The sequence below is a fragment of the Novosphingobium sp. 63-713 genome (genome assembly GCF_001898925.1).
Taxonomy (GTDB): domain Bacteria; phylum Pseudomonadota; class Alphaproteobacteria; order Sphingomonadales; family Sphingomonadaceae; genus Novosphingobium.
Genome location: NZ_MKVS01000026.1, coordinates 121,068 through 141,804 on the forward strand (window position 1 = coordinate 121,068; position 20,737 = coordinate 141,804).

Annotated in this window: 20 protein-coding genes; 5 read left to right on the forward strand and 15 right to left on the reverse strand. The window is 62.3% G+C overall.

The window, feature by feature from the left end; all coding sequences use genetic code 11:
• Positions 1–70: 70 nt before the first annotated feature.
• From BGP00_RS11215 to BGP00_RS11255, 9 genes are all read right to left on the reverse strand, one after another.
• Positions 71–322, reverse strand: coding sequence for a hypothetical protein (locus tag BGP00_RS11215; RefSeq protein ID WP_246869988.1), 252 nt, complete (start codon positions 320–322; stop codon positions 71–73).
• A gap of 109 nt (positions 323–431) precedes the next feature.
• On the reverse strand, positions 432–1,043 hold the full coding sequence (gene rpsD / locus BGP00_RS11220) for a 30S ribosomal protein S4 (RefSeq protein ID WP_168602541.1): 612 nt from the start codon (positions 1,041–1,043) through the stop codon (positions 432–434).
• Positions 1,044–1,255: 212 nt separating this feature from the next.
• Positions 1,256–2,029 carry an RNA methyltransferase gene (locus tag BGP00_RS11225; RefSeq protein WP_292689334.1) on the reverse strand — a complete coding sequence of 258 codons (774 nt, stop codon included), beginning with the start codon at positions 2,027–2,029 and terminating at the stop codon, positions 1,256–1,258.
• Complete coding sequence (gene nrdR, locus BGP00_RS11230) at positions 2,026–2,490, reverse strand: transcriptional regulator NrdR (protein WP_168602543.1); 465 nt, start codon at positions 2,488–2,490, stop codon at positions 2,026–2,028. The genes BGP00_RS11225 and nrdR overlap by 4 nt, the downstream gene beginning before the upstream one ends.
• Before the next feature lie 3 nt (positions 2,491–2,493).
• Positions 2,494–3,792 carry a serine hydroxymethyltransferase gene (gene glyA, locus BGP00_RS11235; RefSeq protein ID WP_168602544.1) on the reverse strand — a complete coding sequence of 433 codons (1,299 nt, stop codon included), beginning with the start codon at positions 3,790–3,792 and terminating at the stop codon, positions 2,494–2,496.
• A 21-nt stretch (positions 3,793–3,813) separates the two neighbouring features.
• Positions 3,814–4,251, reverse strand: a complete 438-nt coding sequence (rpiB, locus tag BGP00_RS11240) for a ribose 5-phosphate isomerase B (protein ID WP_292689335.1) — start codon at positions 4,249–4,251, stop codon at positions 3,814–3,816.
• Positions 4,252–4,467: 216 nt separating this feature from the next.
• Complete coding sequence (rpoD, locus tag BGP00_RS11245; RefSeq protein WP_246869989.1) at positions 4,468–6,501, reverse strand: RNA polymerase sigma factor RpoD; 2,034 nt, start codon at positions 6,499–6,501, stop codon at positions 4,468–4,470.
• A 12-nt stretch (positions 6,502–6,513) separates the two neighbouring features.
• Positions 6,514–8,421: a DNA primase gene (dnaG, locus tag BGP00_RS11250; RefSeq protein ID WP_292689336.1), complete on the reverse strand. Its 1,908-nt coding sequence runs from the start codon at positions 8,419–8,421 to the stop codon at positions 6,514–6,516.
• Position 8,422: 1 nt separating this feature from the next.
• A complete protein-coding gene (locus BGP00_RS11255) occupies positions 8,423–8,875 on the reverse strand; it encodes a GatB/YqeY domain-containing protein (protein ID WP_274173749.1) in 453 nt (150 codons plus the stop codon).
• Positions 8,876–9,030: 155 nt separating this feature from the next.
• Between BGP00_RS11255 and carA the strand changes: the two genes are divergently transcribed.
• The 3 genes from carA (at position 9,031) to greA (ending at position 14,104) form a co-directional block, all read left to right on the forward strand.
• Positions 9,031–10,197, forward strand: coding sequence for a glutamine-hydrolyzing carbamoyl-phosphate synthase small subunit (carA, locus tag BGP00_RS11260; RefSeq protein ID WP_292689337.1), 1,167 nt, complete (start codon positions 9,031–9,033; stop codon positions 10,195–10,197).
• Positions 10,197–13,511, forward strand: coding sequence for a carbamoyl-phosphate synthase large subunit (gene carB, locus BGP00_RS11265; RefSeq protein ID WP_292689338.1), 3,315 nt, complete (start codon positions 10,197–10,199; stop codon positions 13,509–13,511). Before carA ends, carB begins: the two co-directional genes overlap by 1 nt.
• Positions 13,512–13,627: 116 nt before the next feature.
• Positions 13,628–14,104: a transcription elongation factor GreA gene (greA, locus tag BGP00_RS11270; RefSeq protein WP_168602550.1), complete on the forward strand. Its 477-nt coding sequence runs from the start codon at positions 13,628–13,630 to the stop codon at positions 14,102–14,104.
• Positions 14,105–14,217: 113 nt separating this feature from the next.
• Here greA and BGP00_RS11275 read toward each other — a convergent pair whose 3' ends face one another.
• From BGP00_RS11275 to BGP00_RS11290, 4 genes are all read right to left on the reverse strand, one after another.
• The gene (locus BGP00_RS11275; RefSeq protein WP_168602551.1) at positions 14,218–14,439 is read right to left on the reverse strand and encodes a DUF4170 domain-containing protein; all 222 of its coding nucleotides are present in this window, start codon (positions 14,437–14,439) and stop codon (positions 14,218–14,220) included.
• Positions 14,440–14,558: 119 nt separating this feature from the next.
• Entirely contained in the window at positions 14,559–14,933 is a 375-nt protein-coding gene (locus tag BGP00_RS11280; RefSeq protein WP_292689340.1) for a hypothetical protein, read from the reverse strand.
• Entirely contained in the window at positions 14,930–15,304 is a 375-nt protein-coding gene (locus BGP00_RS11285; protein WP_292689341.1) for a phage holin family protein, read from the reverse strand. Before BGP00_RS11285 ends, BGP00_RS11280 begins: the two co-directional genes overlap by 4 nt.
• Positions 15,305–15,385: 81 nt before the next feature.
• Positions 15,386–15,919: a hypothetical protein gene (locus tag BGP00_RS11290; protein ID WP_210428394.1), complete on the reverse strand. Its 534-nt coding sequence runs from the start codon at positions 15,917–15,919 to the stop codon at positions 15,386–15,388.
• 171 nt (positions 15,920–16,090) lie between these two features.
• On the opposite strand from BGP00_RS11290, the gene eno reads away from it, so the two are divergent.
• Positions 16,091–17,377 carry a phosphopyruvate hydratase gene (eno, locus tag BGP00_RS11295; RefSeq protein WP_168602554.1) on the forward strand — a complete coding sequence of 429 codons (1,287 nt, stop codon included), beginning with the start codon at positions 16,091–16,093 and terminating at the stop codon, positions 17,375–17,377.
• Positions 17,378–17,458: 81 nt separating this feature from the next.
• On the opposite strand, the gene BGP00_RS11300 is transcribed toward eno, so the two are convergent.
• Together BGP00_RS11300 and BGP00_RS11305 are read right to left on the reverse strand one after the other, a co-directional pair.
• Positions 17,459–17,986, reverse strand: coding sequence for a MarR family winged helix-turn-helix transcriptional regulator (locus BGP00_RS11300; RefSeq protein WP_292689343.1), 528 nt, complete (start codon positions 17,984–17,986; stop codon positions 17,459–17,461).
• A gap of 114 nt (positions 17,987–18,100) precedes the next feature.
• Positions 18,101–18,364, reverse strand: a complete 264-nt coding sequence (locus BGP00_RS11305; protein WP_216662319.1) for a hypothetical protein — start codon at positions 18,362–18,364, stop codon at positions 18,101–18,103.
• Between the two features lie 228 nt (positions 18,365–18,592).
• Between BGP00_RS11305 and BGP00_RS11310 the strand changes: the two genes are divergently transcribed.
• Positions 18,593–20,680 (forward strand): M13 family metallopeptidase, encoded by a 2,088-nt coding sequence (locus tag BGP00_RS11310; RefSeq protein WP_292689345.1) that lies wholly within the window; start codon positions 18,593–18,595, stop codon positions 20,678–20,680.
• The last annotated feature ends 57 nt before the right edge of the window (positions 20,681–20,737 follow it).

Sequence of the window (20,737 nt, forward strand, 5' to 3'; positions counted from 1 at the left end):
AACCGGCCTCCACTCATGGGATTGCAAAGGGTGTAACACCCTTTGCCCGCCAGAGGCCTGTTTCCGGTCTTCAGGCCGTCACCAAAACCCGCCCATCAGGCAGCAGCACTTCCAGCCGCGTTCCCATATAGCTGGAAAACTGCCCGCTTTTCTCCGCCATGAAGCCAGCGCCGATCTTGAAGGCGAAGCGCTGTGCGGTGACGAGGTCGGGGTACCATTTGCCCACGCGGTGGGCGGTGACATAACGATAGAGCTTGTTCATGGCGATGATACGATTCTGGTTCGCGTTGGTTCCGTTGATCGCGGTGAGATGACGGACCAAGGCGACGATCTGATGACAGAAACGTGCCGGAAAACCTCTGTTACAAAAAAGAAAAAGGGCGGAAAGCCGAAGCTCTCCACCCTCTGTCTGTTCCGCGAGGAAACGCGAATTAGCGCGAATAGAATTCGACGACCAGATTCGGTTCCATCTTCACCGGATAGGGCACTTCGTCGAGCGTCGGAACGCGGACGAAGGTCACCTTGTCGGCGTCCTGCGACACATAGTCGGGCACTTCGCGCTCGGGCAGAGCCTGGGCTTCAGCGATGAGGGCCATTTCCTTGGCCTTCTTGCCGAGGCTGATCACGTCGCCGGGGCGAACGCGACGCGAGGCGATGTTGCACTTCACGCCGTTCACATAGATGTGACCATGCGAAACGACCTGACGGGCCGAGAAGATGGTGGGGGCGAACTTCGAGCGATAGACCACCGCGTCCAGACGCTGTTCGAGCAGGCCGATCAGGTTCTGACCGGTATCGCCCTTCATGCGCGACGCTTCCTGATAGGTGCGCTTGAACTGCTTTTCGGTGATGTCGCCATAGTAGCCCTTGAGCTTCTGCTTGGCGCGCAGCTGGATACCGAAGTCCGAGATCTTGCTCTTGCGGCGCTGACCGTGCTGACCGGGGCCATACGAACGGCGGTTCACCGACGACTTGGGGCGGCCCCAGATGTTTTCGCCAAGGCGGCGGTCAATCTTGTACTTCGAGGCGTGACGCTTCGACATAGTCTTCCTTACATTTGCTTCATGGCGCGGGGCGGAATGCCTCGTGCCTTCTGTTGCCGACCGTGATGATCGACAGGTTCCGGCGCGCACCCTGATGCGATTTGAGCATCAGGCGGCCACTGCTTCACCGGACATGCAGGGCCAATGGAATACGGCGCCGGGTGGGCGCCATCCTTGTGAAGGGGCGCCCTTGGCGGGAATGACGGGTTTTGTCAATCCCCTGTGTTGCCGGATTCGTCTTTCGGTTTAGGAGCGGGCTTCACGCGCGGCGGCGGCGGCACGCCGGGCTGGCGCATCAGTGCGGAGAGAACCCCGCGCATCGTGCGCACTTCCAGATGGTTCCACGCCGGTTTGGTCAGCATGGTGCGCAGCGTGCGCCGCGTGGCATCGGCCCGCGCCTCGGGGAAATAATAGCCGCGCGGCTCCAGCAGGCTGTCGAGATGATTGATCAGCCCCTCCAGCTCTTCCTGCGGGGCAGGGGGCAGGATTTCCTCAACCGGTGGCTGCTCCAGCGCGACATCTTTCGACCACTCATAGGCGCACAGGATCACCGCCTGCGCCAGATTGAGCGAGCCGAATTCGGGATTGATCGGCACGGTGATAATCGCGCGGGCCAGTGCCACATCGTCGGTTTCCAGACCCGAACGTTCGGGGCCAAAGATGATCGCGCTGCGCCCCGGCTGAGCGTGGATTTCGCGCGTGGCGGCCTCAGGTGTCAGCACTGGCTTTGTCACGCCGCGCTTGCGCACCGTGGTGGCATAGACATGCGGGCAATCGGCCACCGCCTCCGCCAGCGTCTCGAACACCTTGGCCTGTTCCAGCACGATGTCGGCGCCCGCGGCGGCCGGGCCTGCGCTGGGGTTGGGCCAGCCATCACGGGGGCTGACAAGCCGCATTTCGACCAGACCAAAATTGAGCATGGCGCGCGCCGCCTTGCCGATATTCTCGCCCAGTTGCGGGCGGACGAGGACGATAACAGGTTTCATTTCTTATGCCCCGCGTCGCGCACGTTGCCGGCAAATTCCTCGAAATCGCGCGCCTCGGAAAAGTCGCGATAGACGCTGGCAAAGCGAATATAGGCCACACTGTCGAGCGCGCGCAGGCCTTCCATCACCATTTCGCCAATCGCCTTGGACGGCACTTCGCTGTCGCCCAGCGTTTCGATCTGGCGCTGGATGCCCGAAACGAGCTGGTCCAGCCGTTCCTGTGCAATGCCGCGCTTGCGGCAGGCCAGCGCGACGGATTGCTCGATCTTTGAACGGTCGAACGGTTCGCGCTGGTCGTTGCTTTTCACCACGGTGATTTCGCGCAGTTGCACCCGTTCAAACGTGGTGAAACGCGCACCGCAGCCTTCGCATTGTCGGCGCCGACGGATGGACGTGTTGTCCTCCGTCGGGCGCGAATCTTTCACCTGCGTATTGTCACAGGCGCAGAACGGACAGCGCAAGGATCAGTAGCCCAGCTTGGGATAGATCGGGAAGCGCGCGCACATTTCGGCGACTTCGGCGGCCACGCGGGCTTCGACCTGCGCATCGCCCTCGGGACCATTCTTGCGAAGGCCGTCAACCACTTGCGCGATCCACTTGCCGATCTGGGTGAACTCTTCCTCACGGAAACCACGCGTGGTCCCGGCGGGCGTGCCCAGACGGATGCCGCTGGTCAGCAGGGGCTTTTCGTCGTCGAAGGGGATCGAGTTCTTGTTGCAGGTGATGCTGGCGCGGTCGAGCGCCTTTTCCGCATGCTTGCCCTTGGCGCCATAGGGGCGCAGGTCGACCAGCATCAGGTGGTTGTCGGTGCCGCCCGAGACGATGCCCAGACCTTCGGCCTGAAGGCTGTCGGCCAGAGCCTTGGCGTTCGCCTTGATCTGGGCCGCATAGGCCTTGAACGAAGGCTGGAGCGCCTCACCAAAAGCAACCGCCTTGGCCGCGATGATATGCATCAGCGGGCCGCCCTGAAGGCCGGGGAAGATCGCCGAGTTCAGCTTCTTGGCAATCGCCTCGTCGTTCGACAGGATGATGCCCGAACGCGGGCCGCGCAGGCTCTTATGCGTGGTGGTCGTGGTCACATGGGCGAAAGGCACCGGCGAGGGATGCGCGCCGCCCGCGACCAGACCCGAAATGTGGCTCATGTCGGCCAGCAGGTAGGCGCCCACTTCATCGGCAATCGCGCGGAAACCGGCCCAGTCCCATTCACGCGAATAGGCCGTGCCGCCGCAGACGATCAGCTTGGGCTTGCACTCGCGGGCGATGCGGGCAACCTCGTCCATGTCGATGAGCTGGTTGTCCTCGCGCACGCCGTAAGGCACCACGTTGAACCACTTGCCGCTCATGTTCACGGGACTGCCGTGGGTGAGGTGGCCGCCCGAGTTCAGGTCCAGACCCATGAACGTGTCGCCCGGCGTCAACAGCGCAAGGAACACGGCCTGGTTCATCTGGCTGCCCGAATTGGGCTGAACATTGGCGAAAGCGGCGCCGAACAGTTCCTTGGCGCGATCGATGGCGATCTGCTCGATCTCATCCACATATTCGCAGCCGCCATAGTAGCGACGGCCCGGATAGCCCTCGGCATACTTGTTGGTCAGGATCGAACCGGCGGCCTCAAGCACGGCGGTCGAGCAGATGTTTTCGCTGGCGATCAGCTCGATCTTGTCCTGCTGACGACCCAGTTCCTTGTTGATCCAGCCAGCGATCACGGGATCGCGATCAGACAGCGTGCCGGTGAAGAAATCGTCGGGGCGAATGTCGGTCATGGTGGCTTGTCCTTTTGGGGATCAGAAGGTGGGGTTGGTCAGCTTTTCGACGCGGCCGGTGTGGCGGCCGCCGCCGAATTGCGCGCTCAGGAATGCGGTGAGGCAGGCCTTGGCCATGTCGGGCCCGGTTAGGCGCGCGCCCATGGCGATGGCATTGGCATTGTTGTGCTCGCGGGCCAGCGCGGCCGAGAGCGGTTCGCCCACCAGCGCGCAGCGCAGCGCGGGGTGGCGGTTGACGGCAATGGAAATGCCGATGCCGCTGCCGCACAGGGCCACGCCAAACTCGGCCGCGCCCGATGCCACCGCCTCGGCCAGCTTGTAGCCATAGTCGGGATAATCGACCCGGTCCTCGGTTGCCGGGCCAAGGTCGTTAACCTCATGACCCTCATCGCGCAGGAACTGGGCGAGTTCGGCCTTGAGGCCGACGGCGGCATGGTCGGATGCGATGGCAATTTTCATGGGTCTGGCTCATTCCCGCAGAGTCGTCTTGGCGGCTCCTTAGGCGTCAAAGAGCGCCATGGCCACCCCCAACGGGGGGCAAAAGTGGCAGTTTTGCGACGCGCGTGGCCCGTTTGCGCCATGGCGGCATGTCTGACGCCGCTATCCATCGCGCTTCAACGAAAAAGGGCGCGATTCCCAATAGAATCGCGCCCTTTTTCATCAAGATTTCCGCAATTATTGGTCGAGGAACGACCGCATCTTGCGTGACCGGCTCGGGTGCTTGAGCTTGCGCAGCGCCTTGGCTTCGATCTGGCGGATACGTTCGCGTGTCACGCTGAACTGCTGACCCACTTCTTCCAAAGTGTGGTCAGTGTTCATACCGATGCCGAAGCGCATACGCAGAACGCGTTCCTCACGCGGCGTCAGCGATGCCAGCACGCGGGTGACGGTTTCCTTCAGGTTGGACTGGATCGCGGCATCGACGGGGATGATCGCGTTCTTGTCCTCGATGAAATCGCCCAGATGCGAATCTTCCTCGTCGCCGATCGGCGTTTCAAGGGAGATCGGCTCCTTGGCGATCTTCATCACCTTGCGCACCTTTTCGAGCGGCATGCTCAGGCGCTCGGCCATTTCCTCGGGCGTCGGTTCGCGGCCCTGCTCGTGCAGGAACTGGCGGCTGGTGCGCACCAGCTTGTTGATCGTTTCGATCATATGCACCGGGATACGGATCGTGCGCGCCTGATCCGCGATGGAGCGGGTAATGGCCTGACGGATCCACCAGGTGGCATAGGTGCTGAACTTGTAGCCGCGGCGATACTCGAACTTGTCCACGGCCTTCATCAGGCCGATGTTGCCTTCCTGAATAAGATCAAGGAATTGCAGGCCACGGTTCGTGTACTTCTTGGCAATCGAGATCACGAGGCGAAGGTTGGCTTCCACCATTTCCTTCTTGGCGATGCGGGCCTCGCGTTCGCCCTTTTGCACCATGTTCACGATGCGGCGGAATTCAGGCAGAGCCATGCCGGTCTGGCTGGCAATGTCCGAAACTTCGGCGCGGATGCGCTCGACGGCGTCGCCTTCGTTGACGGCAAAGGCCGTCCACTTCTTGTCCTTGCCCTGAACGCTGGCCAGCCAGTTGTCGTCCAGTTCGCGGCCGACATAGGCCTCAAGGAAGTCCTTGCGGCTTACCTTGTGGCGCTCGGCGAGGCGCAGCATCTGACCGCCAAGGGCGGTCAGGCGGCGGTTGAAGGCATAGAGATTGTCGACCAGATATTCGATCTTCTGGCCGTGGAACTGCACGCTTTCGACCTGCGCGGTCAGGTCTTCGCGCAATTGCTGATAGGTGCGTTCCTTGTCCGCCGGATAGTCATTGCCGACGGCCATGTATTCCAGCCGCTCTGCCTGCGCCTTTTCAAAGCTGTAGAACAGATCGGTGATGAGGGCGAATTTTTCCAGCGCCTCGGGCTTGAGCTGCGCTTCCATCTGGGCGAGCGAGAGGGTGTTGTCCTCTTCCTCTTCCTCAACGGGGCGCTTGGCGCGGCGCTCGATGCCGTCCTCATCCTCCTCGTCGGCGGATTCGGTTTCCTCAATGTCCTCTTCCTCCTTGAAGGAAGGACCGGCCGTGGCTTCGGAAATCTCGCCATCGGCTTCTTCGCCGTCTTCCGAGAGGTTTTCCGGCTGCGGCTCTTTCGACAGCATGGCGTCGAGATCGAGGATCTCGCGCAGCTGCATTTCGCCATTGTTGAGCGCTTCGGACCACTGGATGATGGCGTGGAAGGTGATCGGGCTTTCGCACAGGCCCAGGATCATCGTGTCGCGACCGGCCTCGATCCGCTTGGCGATGGCGATTTCGCCTTCGCGGCTCAGCAGTTCGACCGCGCCCATTTCGCGCAGATACATGCGGACCGGATCGTCCGTGCGCTCAACGGTTTCCTTCTTCTTCTCGATGGCAGGCTTGTCGGCCATCATCGAGTCGGAATCATCCACATCGTCGGCGGCGTTATCGTCCTGCTCGACAGCATCCTCATCGCTTTCCACGATGTTGACGCCCATCTCGCTGATGGCGGCCATGATGTCCTCGATCTGATCGTTCGAGAACTGGTCCTGAGGCAGCGCCTCGTTCAATTCGTCATAGGTGATGATGCCGCGACGCTTGGCGCGGGCAATCAGCTTCTTGATCGAGGCTTCATTGAGGTCGATCAGGGGAGCGTCGCCGCCTTCGCCCTTGCCGCCGTCCGACATGTCCGCGCCAGAAATCTCTTCGTCCATCCTATACGCCATCTAGAGGTGCGCGGCATCGGGCGATGCCGCCGCAGCATTATCCTGTGCAACCGCCATTTGGCCGAGTCGCGCCTTCAAATCCAGCTCTCTTTTTTCCAAATCGCGCAAACGCGCCAACAATCTCTGTTGTTCTGCCCAACTTTCCTCGGTCACCTCGCCGCTTTCGCGGGTTTGGGCCAGTGCTGCCTCCACCATCGGCTTTTCCGCCAGCACACAGAGCACGTCGGACAATTGGGTTTTCGCGCCTTCCCCCGATTCGCAAAGGAAGGCAAATCCCATGCCGGGACGCGCGGTGGTGTCGGGAGGCGTTAAGCCTTTCTCCGCCAAGATGGTGCCGATGGCGGCGCTTTCAAGGGGGGCGCCATCATCGAGCGCATCAAGAAGTGCATCGCATCGCGCATCCTCCTGCGCCAGGCGTGCCAGCAGGCTGGCATGGCGGGCGATTTCGCCGGGCATACGGATCAGGCCCGCCAGCGCCGCCTCGATCGTGGCCGCGCGGAACGGGTTGGCGGGGCGTTGCAGCCTTTGCGTGGTTTCCTCGTGGGGCAGGGGCGGGGGAATGTCGCGCCCGAACCGCCCGCCGCGCTGTTGGCGCACAAAAGGCTGGCGCGGTTGCCAGGGCGCGCGATTGTCCTCGCGCCGGGGAAAAGCGAAGGCGGAGAAGCGTTCGAGCAATTCGCGGCGATAGAGCGCCTTGATGTCATTGTCGGCAATCGTGTCGACATGGGCCATCAACCGCGCCTTCAGCCCGGCCTTTTCCTCGGGGCTGCCCGCCGGGGCGGCATCCATCTCATACTGCCACAAGGTGTCGAGCAGGCTCTGCGCATTGCCTAGCACTTCCTCCATCGCCGCCGGTCCGCGCGCCTTGATTAGGTCGTCCGGGTCCTGCCCCTGCGGCATACGCACGATGCGCAAGGAATGGCCGGGGCGCAACAAGGGCAGGGCGCGCGTCACCGCCCGCATCGCCGCTCTTTGCCCCGCGCTATCCCCATCGAAACACAGCACCGGCATCGGCACCATGCGCCAGATCATCTCGATCTGCGTCTCGGTCAACGCCGTGCCCAGCGGCGCCACCGCATCGTGAAATCCCGCCGCCGCCAGCGCGATCACGTCCATATAGCCCTCAACCACGATGATCCGCCCCGATTGCCGCGAGGCGGGCGAGGCGCGATGGTGGTTGTAAAGCGTGCGGCCCTTGTCGAACAAAGGTGTGTCGGGGGAGTTGAGGTACTTGGGCGCATCGGTCTTGTGCGTGGCCAGAATGCGCCCGCCAAAAGCGATCACCCGCCCGCGCGGATCGTGGATGGGCAGCATCAGGCGGCCCCGGAACCGGTCATACGGCTCCTTGTCCTCGACCACGATGCGAAGGCCGCCCTCGATCAGCATCGCCTCGGGGAATTGGCCCAAAGCGCCTTTCAACGCCTGCCGCCCCTCTGGCGCATAGCCGAAGCCGAATTCGCGGCACACGGCCTGCGAGAACCCGCGCGAGGCCAGATAGGAGCGCGCCTGTCCGCCCTCGGGGCTGGCCAGCTGGTCGACGAAAAACGCCTGCGCCGCGCCCATCACATCGTGCAGGCTCTTTTGCTTTTCCGCGCGCTGGGCCTGCCTTGGGTCGGGGGCGGGGACTTCCATCCCCGCCTCCTCGGCCAGTTGTTTCACCGCATCCATAAAGGACAGGCCGCGCTGATCGGTCATCCAGCGGATGACATCGCCATGCGCGCCGCAGCCAAAGCAGTGATAGAAGCCCTTTTCATCATTGATGGTGAAGCTGGGCGTCTTTTCGTGGTGAAACGGGCAACAGGCCTTGAACTCGCGCCCCGCCTTGGTCACGCGCTCGGTCCGGCCGATCACGGCGGACAGCGTGATCCGGCTGCGCAATTCATCAAGGAACTGGGGCGAGAGGCTCATCTTACGCCAGCGCTGCCTTCACCAGAGCGCTGGCCTTGCCCATGTCGATCTGGGTGCCGTGGCGGGCCTTCAGCGCGCCGACAACCTTGCCCATATCCTTGATGCTGGTGGCGCCCACTTCGGCCTTGATCGCCTCGATCGCGGCCTTGACTTCATCCTCGCCCATCTGGGCGGGCAGGAAGTCCTCGATCACCGCAACCTCGGCGGCTTCTGCGGCGGCCAGCTCGGGGCGGCCGCCCTGTTCATACATGGAGATCGATTCGCGGCGCTGCTTCACCATCTTTTGCAGCACATCGGTCACGATCACATCGTCATCCGGGATGCTGGACGCGGTGCGCAGTTCGATATCCTTATCCTTCAGCTTGGCCAGAATAAGGCGCACGGCGGCAAGGCGGGCCTTGTCGCCCGATTTCATGGCGGCCACCTGCGCGGCCTTGATCGAATCGCGGATCATTTTTCTGAACTTTCCCGTGGAGTTTTGCGCATTTCGCGGCTTGGCGCATAACCCTAGCCGGATTTTTCCGGTTTTGATAGGTTGACGGATAAGGGTATGGGGTCTAGCGGGCGGGCCTTAGCACCCATTGTTGAAACTTCTCACGGAGCGCCCCCATGGCAGACCCCGCCCCTTCGCTTGCGCCTAAACCAGTTGGCGCCACTGCCGTCCTGGTACTGGCCGATGGTTATGTCGCCTGGGGCCGAGGCTTCGGCGCCCAGGGCAGCGCGGTTGGCGAAGTGTGTTTCAACACTTCCATCACCGGCTATCAGGAAATCATGACCGACCCCAGCTATGCGGGCCAGATCGTGACCTTCACCTTTCCCCACATCGGCAATGTCGGCGTGAACCACGAAGACAATGAAGCGGCCGTTGACGGCGCCGTTGGCTGCATCGTGCGCGAGGATGTGACCAACCCTTCGAACTTCCGCTCCGAAGGCCGCTTTGACGCCTGGATGAAGGCCAAGGGCAAGATCGGCATCGCCGGGCTCGACACCCGCGCCCTGACGCGCCGCATCCGCCTCTCGGGCGCGCCCAATGCCGTCATCGCCTATAATGAAGCAGGCGAATTCGACATTCCCGCACTGCTGGCCAAGGCGCAGCAGTGGCCCGGCCTTGAAGGCATGGATCTGGCCAAGATCGTGTCGCGCAAGGGGCAGGAAAGCTGGGAAGGCAGCGTCTGGCATCTGGGCAAGGGCTATGGCCGCAGCCCCCACGATCCGCGCCCGCATGTCGTGGCGATGGACTTTGGCGCCAAGGACAACATCTTCCGCAATCTGGTCGCCGCTGGCGCCAGTGTGACGGTTGTCCCGGCCGAAACGCCGCTGGAGGTCATCCTTGGCCTCAAGCCCGATGGCGTGTTCCTGTCCAACGGCCCCGGCGATCCGGCGGCCACGGGCGTTTACGCGGTGCCGGTGATCAAGGCGCTGCTGGATAAGGGCATCCCGATCTTCGGTATCTGCCTTGGTCATCAGATGCTGGCGCTGGCCGCCGGGGCCAAGACCATCAAGATGCACCAGGGCCATCGCGGCGCGAACCATCCGGTCAAGCGCATGGCCGAAGGTGTGGTCGAAATCACCTCCATGAACCACGGCTTCGCGGTGGACGCGGCAACGCTGCCCGAAGGCGTGGTGGAAACCCACAAGTCGCTGTTTGACGGTTCGAACTGCGGCATCGAGATCACGGGCAAAAAGGCCTTCTCGGTGCAGTATCACCCCGAAGCCTCGCCGGGGCCGATGGACAGCTTTTATCTTTTCACGAAATTCATTGAGAGCATTGCCTGATGCCTAAGCGGACAGACATCTCCTCGATCCTCGTCATTGGTGCGGGGCCCATCATCATCGGTCAGGCTTGCGAGTTTGACTATTCCGGCACGCAGGCGATCAAGGCGCTGAAGGAAGAGGGTTACCGGGTCATCCTGGTCAACTCGAACCCGGCCACGATCATGACCGACCCGGAAATGGCCGACGCGACCTATATCGAGCCGATCACCCCGGCCATGGTCGCCAAGATCATCGAAAAGGAGCGCCCCGATGCGGTGCTGCCCACGATGGGCGGCCAGACCGCGCTCAACACCGCGCTGGCGCTGTTTGAGGACGGGACGCTGGAAAAGTACGGCGTGCAGATGATCGGCGCGGATGCCGACGCCATCGACAAGGCCGAAGACCGCCAGCGTTTCCGCGAGGCGATGGACAAGATCGGCCTGGAATCGGCGCGCAGCGGCGTGGCTCATACGGTCGAGGAAGCCTTTGCTGTGCTTGAGCGCACGGGCCTGCCCTCGATCATCCGCCCCTCCTTCACGCTGGGCGGCACGGGCGGCGGCATCGCCTATAACAAGGCCGAGTTCGAAAAGATCGTGAAGAGCGGTCTGGAAGCCAGCCCCACGACCGAGGTCCTCATCGAGGAATCTCTGCTGGGCTGGAAGGAATATGAGATGGAAGTCGTGCGCGATCGCAACGACAATTCCATCATCATCTGCTCGATCGAAAATATCGATCCGATGGGCGTGCATACGGGCGACTCGATCACGGTCGCGCCCGCGCTGACGCTGACGGATAAAGAATATCAGATCATGCGGACCGCCTCGCTCAACGTGCTGCGCGAGATCGGCGTGGAAACCGGCGGGTCGAACGTTCAGTTCGCGGTTAACCCGGCCGATGGCCGCCTGATCGTCATCGAAATGAACCCACGCGTTTCGCGCTCCTCGGCGCTGGCGTCGAAGGCCACCGGCTTCCCCATCGCGCGCGTCGCGGCCAAGCTGGCCGTGGGCTATACGCTGGACGAGCTGACCAACGAGATCACGGGCGCCACGCCTGCCTCGTTCGAGCCGAGCATCGACTATGTCGTGACCAAGATCCCGCGCTTTGCCTTTGAAAAGTTCAAGGGCTCCGAGCCGATCCTGTCCACCGCGATGAAGTCGGTGGGCGAGGTGATGGCGATCGGGCGCAACATCAAGGAATCGATGCAGAAGGCGCTGCGTGGGCTGGAAACGGGTCTCGACGGTTTCAACCGCGTCGACGAACTGGTGGGCGCAAGCCGCGACGAAATCACCGCCGCCCTGTCGCGGGCCACGCCTGACCGCCTGCTGGTGGTGGCGCAGGCTTTCCGTGAAGGCTTCACCGCCGCCGACATCAACCGGATCACCCATTACGATCCGTGGTTCCTGGCCCATATCGAGGAAATCATCGCGGCCGAGGCCGAGGTGGCCAAGAATGGCCTGCCCAATGATGCCGAGGGTCTGCGCCGCTTGAAGGCGATGGGCTTCTCGGACAAGCGTCTGGCCAAGCTGGCGGTACAGTCCGCCTCGCTGGCGGGCAGCGCCAATATGGCGCGCTCGGGCCTGCTGCATGATGTGGTCGAAGCGATGGTGGGCGCCACCAGCGAAGCCGAAGTGCGCGCGCTGCGCCACCGTCTGGGCGTGCGTCCGGTGTTCAAGCGCATCGACAGTTGCGCGGCCGAGTTCGAGGCGATCACGCCCTATATGTACTCGACCTATGAAGCGCCGATGTTTGGCGAGGCCGAGAACGAGGCTGATCCGTCCGACCGCAAGAAGATCGTGATCCTTGGCGGCGGCCCGAACCGGATCGGTCAGGGCATCGAGTTCGACTATTGCTGCTGCCATGCGTGTTTCGCGCTGGACGAGGTCGGCTATGAAACCATCATGGTCAACTGCAACCCGGAAACGGTTTCGACCGACTATGACACCTCGGATCGCCTGTATTTCGAGCCGCTGACGGCCGAGGACGTGCTGGAAATCCTGACGGTGGAACAGTCGAAGGGTGAACTGGTCGGCGTGATTGTGCAGTTCGGCGGGCAGACCCCGCTCAAGCTGGCGCAGGCGCTGGAAGATGCGGGCATCCCCATTCTGGGCACCAGCCCGGATGCCATCGACCTTGCCGAAGACCGCGAGCGTTTTGCCGCTCTGGTCGAACAGCTTGGCCTGAAGCAGCCCGCAAACGGCATCGCCCGCAGCCGCGACGAAGCCGTGGCCGTGGCCAATCGCATCGGCTATCCGGTGCTGATGCGTCCGTCCTATGTGCTGGGCGGCCGGGCGATGGAAATCGTCGACAGCGTGGCGCAGCTTGATGACTATATCGCCACGGCGGTGCAGGTCTCGGGCGACTCGCCGGTGCTGATCGATCAGTATCTGCGCGATGCGATCGAATGCGATGTCGATGCGCTGTGCGATGGCGAAAAGGTCGTCGTGGCGGGCGTGATGCAGCATATCGAAGAGGCCGGCATCCACTCGGGCGACAGCGCCTGCACCCTGCCGCCTTACAGCCTTTCGGCCGAGATCATCGCCGAGATGGAGCGTCAGGCCGAAGCGCTGGCGCTGGCGCTGGGCGTCAAGGGGCTGATGAACATCCAGTTCGCGGTCAAGGATGGCGAGGTTTACCTCATCGAGGTCAACCCGCGCGCCTCGCGCACGGTGCCTTTCGTGGCCAAGGCCATCGGTCAGCCGGTGGCCAAGATCGCCGCGCGCGTGATGGCGGGCGAAAAGCTGGACACGTTCCCGCCGTTCCGCCGCGATCTGCCCTATATGGCGGTCAAGGAAGCGGTGTTCCCGTTTGCCCGTTTCCCCGGCGTCGACCCGGTGCTGAGTCCCGAAATGAAGTCCACCGGCGAGGTCATGGGCCTCGACAAGGATTTCGCCACGGCCTTTGCCAAGAGCCAGTTGGGCGCGGGCGTCAAGCTGCCTCAGGAAGGCGTGGTGTTCATTTCGGTCAAGGACACCGACAAGGCGGTCGTGCTGCCCGCCGCGCGCAAGCTGGTCGATCTGGGCTTCAAGCTGATCGCTACCGGCGGCACGCAGAAGTTCCTGGCCGAGGCCGGTGTGGCCGTCGAACTGGTCAACAAGGTGGCCGAAGGGCGCCCGCATATCGTGGACCGGATCATTGATGGCGGCGTGGCGCTGGTGTTCAACACCACCGAGGGTTGGCAGAGCCTGAAGGACTCGCAGAGCATCCGTCAGGCCGCGCTGGGCAACAAGGTGCCTTATTTCACCACTGCGGCGGGCAGCGTCGCGGCTGTGGAAGCGATTGGCGCGATGCGTTCGGCCAGTCTTGAAGTGTGCCCGTTGCAAGCCTATTATAGCTGACCGACCACGTCCTTTCCGCAAAAGTTGGAAGGCAAACCCCCGCGTTTTCACCAAAATGCGGGGAGGCGCCTCCGACTGTCCCGGCGGAGGGAAGGGCCATGAAGGAAGTTTCACGGATGGCAAGTATCGAAAAGCTGCCGATGCTGGCGATTGGCTATGAAAAGCTGACGGCCGAGCTGAAGGCGCTGCGGGAAGAGCGCCCCCGGATCGTTGATGCGATCGAGGAAGCGCGCGCGCATGGCGACCTTTCCGAAAATGCGGAATATCACGCCGCCAAGGAGCGTCAGGGGCAGGTTGAGGCCACGATCGCCGATCTTGAGGACAAGATCAGCCGGGCCCAGATCATCGACCCCACCTCGCTTTCGGGCGACCGGATCATTTTTGGCGCCACCGTCACTTTGCTGGACGATGACGACAAGCCGGTGCGCTATCAGATCGTGGGTCCCTATGAGGCGGACGCGAAACTGGGCCGGATCAGCTATGTCTCGCCGCTGGGCCGGGCGCTGATCGGCAAAAAGGTTGAGGATGAGATCGAGGTGCGCGTGCCTGCGGGCGAGCGCTTCTATGTCGTGGAAAAGATCGAATTCATCTGATCCATCGGGTCCCTGTTCAAGGGAACATGCCCAAGGAAAAAGGCCCCGCCATCCGGTGGGGCCTTTTCTGTTTTGACCGGATTGATCGCGGGCGGATCAACGCCAGACAGCTATCAATGCTCGTGGCCGGGTTCCAGCAGCTTGTGCAGGTGGACGACGACATACTTCATCTCGGCATCGTCAACGCTGCGCTGGGCGGCGCCCCGCCATGCTTCCACGGCCGAAGCGTAATCGGGAAACACGCCGACGTAATCGAGCGCGTTGAGGTCCACGAAATCGAGGCCCTGCGGGTCACGCACACGACCGCCGATGACGAGGTGGAGAAGTTGGGACATGATGGCTTGTTTCCAGCAAATTGGAGGATTGAGCCTTTGCCATAGCATTCGGCAAAGCCGATCAGCAAGCACCACCAAGGTTGAAATCAAGCATATTCTGATTGCGTTTTGCGCAAGTTTTATACCCCATCGCCCTTTCCGGGCAGGCGGGTGCGGATTTTTGCAATGCCGGACCGGACCGTATTCAGCGCCTTGTGCCAGGCCGGTTTGGCCTTGGGGGCCAATTCGACCGCCTTGGCAAAGATCTGTTTGCGCGCCAGCCACAGCATCAGCGCGGTTAACGTTCCCGCCAGCACGCCGCGCTCGTCGGCGGCAATCTCCATCGCCTGCGAGAGCGCCTTGCGCCCCTGCACCTGAATGTCATTGGTCAGGCGGCGGCCCAGTTCGCCCGGTTCGGCCAGCGCGCGGATGCGGGTGGAGCGGCTGAGAAACTCGGCGCGGGCGGCATCACGCGCGGCGCGCAATTGCGCCAGTTTTTCCTCGGCCGGGCTCATGCGTCGCCTTCCGAAGCGGAAAACAGGGCGGTCAGCCTGCCGACGGCCCGCTTGACCTTCACAACGCTCCACAACGTGACGAGCAGCAGCACCGCCACCACGATGCCCATCGCGCCCCACGGCCCCACCAGCGTCGCCAGACCCAGCAGAGAGCCCATGATGATCGCCATCAGCAGGAAAAATACCAGCGCCAGCGCCAGCGCCGTCAGCCCCGCAATGCGCAGGACGAGCCTCACCGCCATGCCTGCGCGGGCCTTTTGATATTCGATCTCGCTGTCGAATGCGGCGCGGGTCGATGTGAAAAGCCCGCGAAAATCCTCTTCGAGACTGGGCTCGTCGATTTCGCTGCTGTCTTGCCGATGCTTGGGCATCAGGCCCCCTTCAATGCTTGCGTAAAGGCGCCGGGGCAGCGCGAGGCCACCCGGCGCCTTCAAGCTGATGCCTTTTACGGCTTATGCTTCTTCGTCGCTCTTGCCGCCCAGCAGCTTGGTCAGGGCAAACCCAACCGCGATCAGCGCCCCGGCGACGATCACAGGATTTTTCTTCACAAATTCGGTGGCTTCCTTGCCCAATTCTTCCAGATCCTTGGATTCCAGCTTGGCGCCGGTTTCCTGAAGCGCGCGGGCCGCGCTGCGGGCATAATCGCCATATTTGCCGCCCAGCTTGTCATCGACCAGTCCGGCATTGTCGGCAACCACCTTGCCCAGCGAGGTGATGGCGTCGCTCGCTTTCACCTTGCCGTCAGCGGCCAGATTGAGCGCGCGTTCCTTGGCCTGTTCGCCAATCGCCTTGGCTTCGGCCAGAAATTCGCCGCTCGAGAGCTTTTCGGTGTAGGGCGCAGCCTTTTCCTGCAGATCCTTGCCCAGCGCGACGGCGCCCGCGCGCGCGTCGTCAATCGCCTTGCTGAACTTGGCCTTCACACCGTCGGCCGTTTCGGTAACGGCTTCGGCAGCGTCGGCAACAAGAGCGTTGGTTTCATCGGCCATGGCTTGTCATCCTTCTCTTGGGCGGGGCGCAGAGAATCGAGTGATGAATTCGCATCGATTTGCTCGCCTCTTTCCTATCATGCTGCAATGCACCTTGCCTGCCAAGGTTCCGCTGCTAAGGGAATCGTCTTGAGGGCATCTGAAAGGTGTCCGAGAGGAGATGAACACGCCATGACCGCGATTATCGACATCCACGCTCGCGAAATTCTGGACAGCCGTGGCAATCCCACGGTCGAAGTCGATGTGCTGCTCGAAGATGGCAGCTTTGGCCGCGCCGCTGTGCCCTCGGGCGCCAGCACCGGCGCGCATGAGGCGGTTGAACTGCGCGATGGCGACAAGAGCCGCTATCTGGGCAAGGGCGTCACCAAGGCGGTGGAAGCGGTGAATTCCGAAATCCACGAAGCGCTGGTCGGCGTTGATGCCGAAGATCAACGCGACATCGACCTTGCCATGATCGAACTGGACGGCACGCCCAACAAGGGCCGCATCGGCGCCAACGCCATTCTGGGCGTCTCGCTGGCCACGGCCAAGGCGGCCGCCGACGCGCGCGGCCTGCCGCTTTATTCCTATGTGGGCGGCGTTTCGGCCCATGTTCTGCCCGTGCCGATGATGAACATCATCAACGGCGGCGAACATGCCGACAACCCGATCGATTTCCAGGAATTCATGATCATGCCGGTCGGCGCGGATTCGATTGCCGAAGCCGTGCGCTGGGGCGCGGAAATCTTCCACACGCTGAAAAAGGGCCTGCACGAAAAGGGTCTGGCCACGGCCGTGGGCGACGAAGGCGGCTTTGCCCCCAACATCGCCAGCACGCGCGCCGCGCTCGATTTCGTGTCGACCTCGATCGAAAAGGCCGGTTTCAAGCTGGGCAGCGACATCCTGCTCGCGCTTGACTGCGCCTCGACCGAGTTCTTCAAGAACGGCAAGTATGAGATCAGCGGCGAGGGCCTCTCGCTCAGCCCGGTCGAATTTGCCGAATATCTGGCCAAGCTCTCGGCCGACTATCCGATCATCTCGATCGAGGACGGCATGAGCGAAGACGATTTCGAAGGCTGGGCTGCGCTCACCAATCTGATCGGCGACAAGGTGCAGCTGGTGGGTGACGACCTGTTCGTGACCAACCCGAAGCGTCTGTCGATGGGCATTGATCAGGGTCTGGCCAACTCGCTGCTGGTGAAGGTCAACCAGATCGGCACGCTGACCGAAACGCTGGAAGCCGTTTCGATGGCCCAGCGCGCAGGCTACACCGCCGTGATGAGCCACCGTTCGGGCGAAACCGAGGACGCGACCATCGCTGACCTCGCGGTTGCCACCAACTGCGGCCAGATCAAGACCGGCTCGCTGGCCCGTTCGGACCGGTTGGCCAAGTACAACCAGTTGATCCGCATCGAGGAACAACTGGGCGTTGCCGCGCTTTATGCCGGCAAGAGCGCCTTTGGCCGCCTGAAGGTCTAACAGGCCTTTTCCGGGCGACTGGAATAGGAAAGGGCGGGGAGTTTGACTCCCCGCCCTTTTGTTTTGCCCAAAAGGCCTGCGTCAGAGGTTGGCGAAATATTCGAGCATCATCGCCCGCGCCTTGGCGGTAAGGCGCACAAAGGACCGCCGCGCGTCGTGATTGTCATCCTCGCGCTCGACCATGCCGCGCACCTCCAGCACATTGAGCCAGCGCAGCGCCGTCGTGCTGGGCACGCCGGAGCCGATGCAGGCGCTGGTCACGGCCACGCGCTTGCCGCGCTCTCCGGCCACGAACAGGTCGAGCAGGATGTCCCACGCGGGTTCGCCAAACAGAGTGTCGTCGCCGAACGCCTCGATCCGGCGGCGGCGTTCGCGATAGAGTTGTTGGGCCTGTTCGGCCGGGTCTGATTTGGGCCTTGCGACGATACCGGCCCCGCCATCGTCAACCGGCGCCGCAGGCGGCGTCTTTTCCAGTTCCATGGCGGCATTGAGCAGCGATTGCGCCAGCGTACGCAGGCGTTGATTGACGGGCTGGGTGCCCTCGGGCTCTTTCCAGATCTGAGGCGCCGCGCTGGCCAGCGCGGCAGGATTTCTGTCGGTCCAGTTCATCCTTTGCGATGTCCCCCATACTAGCAGCAAAACATGGCAGCAGCAGAAATAGCTACTGGTGTCTGCGTAGTTTAGCCGAAGGGGGGCCGCCGGGAATATTAGGGGGAATACCGATTAATCGCCTTTCGAGTGATTTTCGTCGGAAATGAAGTAATCGCTCAATGCGTGCAAACAGGCGTCCAAGTGTGCAGCTGCAGTAAAGGCATTAATGGCGTCCAGCCGGTCGAGGGCGTTACGCAGGCATTGCATCAGCGCGAGAGAGTCGTCGGTCCGGTCCATGCTATCCCTGTTTCTGGACATTGCGCTCGATTGCAGATTGCTCTGCATCGGGGCATTGTTGATGATCGATATTGTTCGATAGGCAGGCGTGGTTCGCATTTGAACAAGGGGCTTTAGGTGATTACACCTATGTATATCGTCAAGGACATTGGCGTCTTGTGCAGATTCACCACATTTGGACTATTCAAACCCACCGATTGGCCTATCTCCAGCGCCATGGCGACCTTACTGACATCGGTGTAACTTGTTGACCGCGCCCGGCGCGCGGCGTCTATGCAGGGAAACCCGAGAGGGGGAATGGCGCTATTATATTGTAAGGACAGGATAATGCCCAAGATTGCAATTTTCCGCCGGGCGCTGGCGCTTGGCCTTTGCCCCTTGGCCTTGGCCGCACCGATGGCGGCCCATGCCGAGGGGGCGCCCAAGGCGGCTTCGGCGGGGTTGAATGCATCCGGAATGGATCGTTCTATCCGCCCCGGAGACGATTTTTACCTCTTCGCCAATGGCACCTGGGAGCGCGAAACGGCGATTCCGGCTGATCGAGCCTCGGTCGGCGGCTTCTATATCGCCGATCAATCGACTGAAAAGCGAATCACCGCGCTGGTGGCCGGGGTTGTAGCGGGCCATCCCAAGCCCGGCAGCGATGCCGCGCTGATCCAGGATTACTATCGCGCCTATCTCAATACGGGGGCGATCAACGCGGCGGGCATGGCTCCGGTTCAGGGCGATCTGGCCGCATTTGCTGCGATTGCGAACAAGGTTGATCTGTCCCAGGTGCTGGGCGCGCAGGTCCGCGCCGACGTAGATCCCCTTAATGCCACCGATTTTCAGACCGAGAACCTCTTCGGCCTGTTCATCACCCAATCCCTTAATGGTACAGCGGTGATGCCCTATGTATTGCAGGGGGGGCTTGGCCTGCCGGAGCGCGAATATTACCTCTCGGCCGATCCCAAGATGGCCGATATTCGCACCAAATACCGCGCCTATATTGCCACGATCCTTGCCGATGCCGGTCTGGCGGCCACGCCTGCTGATGCCGAGGCACGCGCGCAGAAGATCTACGATCTGGAAAGCAAAATTGCGCAGGCCCATGAAAGCCGCGAGCAGAGCGAGGATTTCCAGCACGCCAATGCCGAATGGACCCGCGCCGATTTTGCCGCCAAGGCGCCCGGCATCGATTGGGAGGCTTTCTTCACCGCCGCCGGTCTGCCCCATCAGGACCGCTTTGCCGCGTTTCACGACCAGTCGATCCCGCGCATCGCCGCGCTGGTCGCTTCCGAGCCGCTGGATGTGTGGAAGGACTGGCTGGCCTATCATCAGGTCAATCAATACGCCTCGGTCCTGCCCACGAAAATCGACGATGACCGCTTCGCTTTCTATGGCGAGGCTCTGCAGGGCGTAAAGGTGCAGCGCAGCCGCGAGCGCCGGGCGATTGCCGCGCTCAATGGTGCGCTGGGCGATGCGCTGGGGCGGCTTTATGTCGGGAAATATTTCCCCGCCAGTGACAAGGCCCGCATTCAGGGCATGGTGTCGGGCATCAAGGAGGCTTTTGCCACCCGCATCGCGCGGCTCGACTGGATGGCGCCCGCCACCAAGCAGGAGGCCATCGCCAAGGTGCGCGGCATTGTTGTGGGCGTGGGCTATCCCGACACGTGGAAGGATTATTCGGCGCTGAAACTCAGCCCCGACAATGCCTATGCCAATGCCAAGGCGGCGGGCCTCAACGAATATCATCTGCAACTGGCCAAGATCGGCAAACCGCTGGATCGGGGCGAATGGTGGATGAATGCGCAACTGGTCAATGCGGTCAATCTGCCGGTGCAGAACGCGCTGAATTTCCCCGCTGCGATCCTGCAAAAGCCGTTCTATGATCCGGCGGCCGATGCGGCCTTCAATTATGGCGCGATCGGCGCGGTGATCGGGCATGAGATCAGCCACAGTTTCGACAACAATGGCGCGGCCTTCGACGCCTCTGGCCGTCTGCGCGACTGGTGGACGCCCGCCGACATGGCGCGCTTCAAACAGGCGGGCAAGGCGCTGGCCGATCAGTTCAGCGCCTATGAGCCTTTCCCCGGCCTGCATGTTCAGGGCGAACTGACGCTGGGCGAGAATATTGCCGATGTGGCAGGGCTGGCTGCGGCGCTCGACGCCTATCACGCCTCGCTCAAGGGCAGGCCTGCGCCGGTCATCAACGGCATGACGGGGGACCAGCGCTTCTTCCTCGCCTTTGCGCAGAGCTGGGCGACAAAGGTGCGTGAGGCGGCCCTGCGCGCCCAGATCGCCACCGATGGCCATGCGCCGGGCCAGTATCGTGCGCTGACGGTGCGCAATGTCGATGACTGGTACAAGGCGTTCAATGTGAAGCCGGGCGACAAGCTCTATTTGCCGCCGACCAAGCGGGTGAAGGTCTGGTAAAAGAAAAGGGCGCGGATGGGATGACCACCGCGCCCTTTTTCCTGCTCTGTCCGGCGC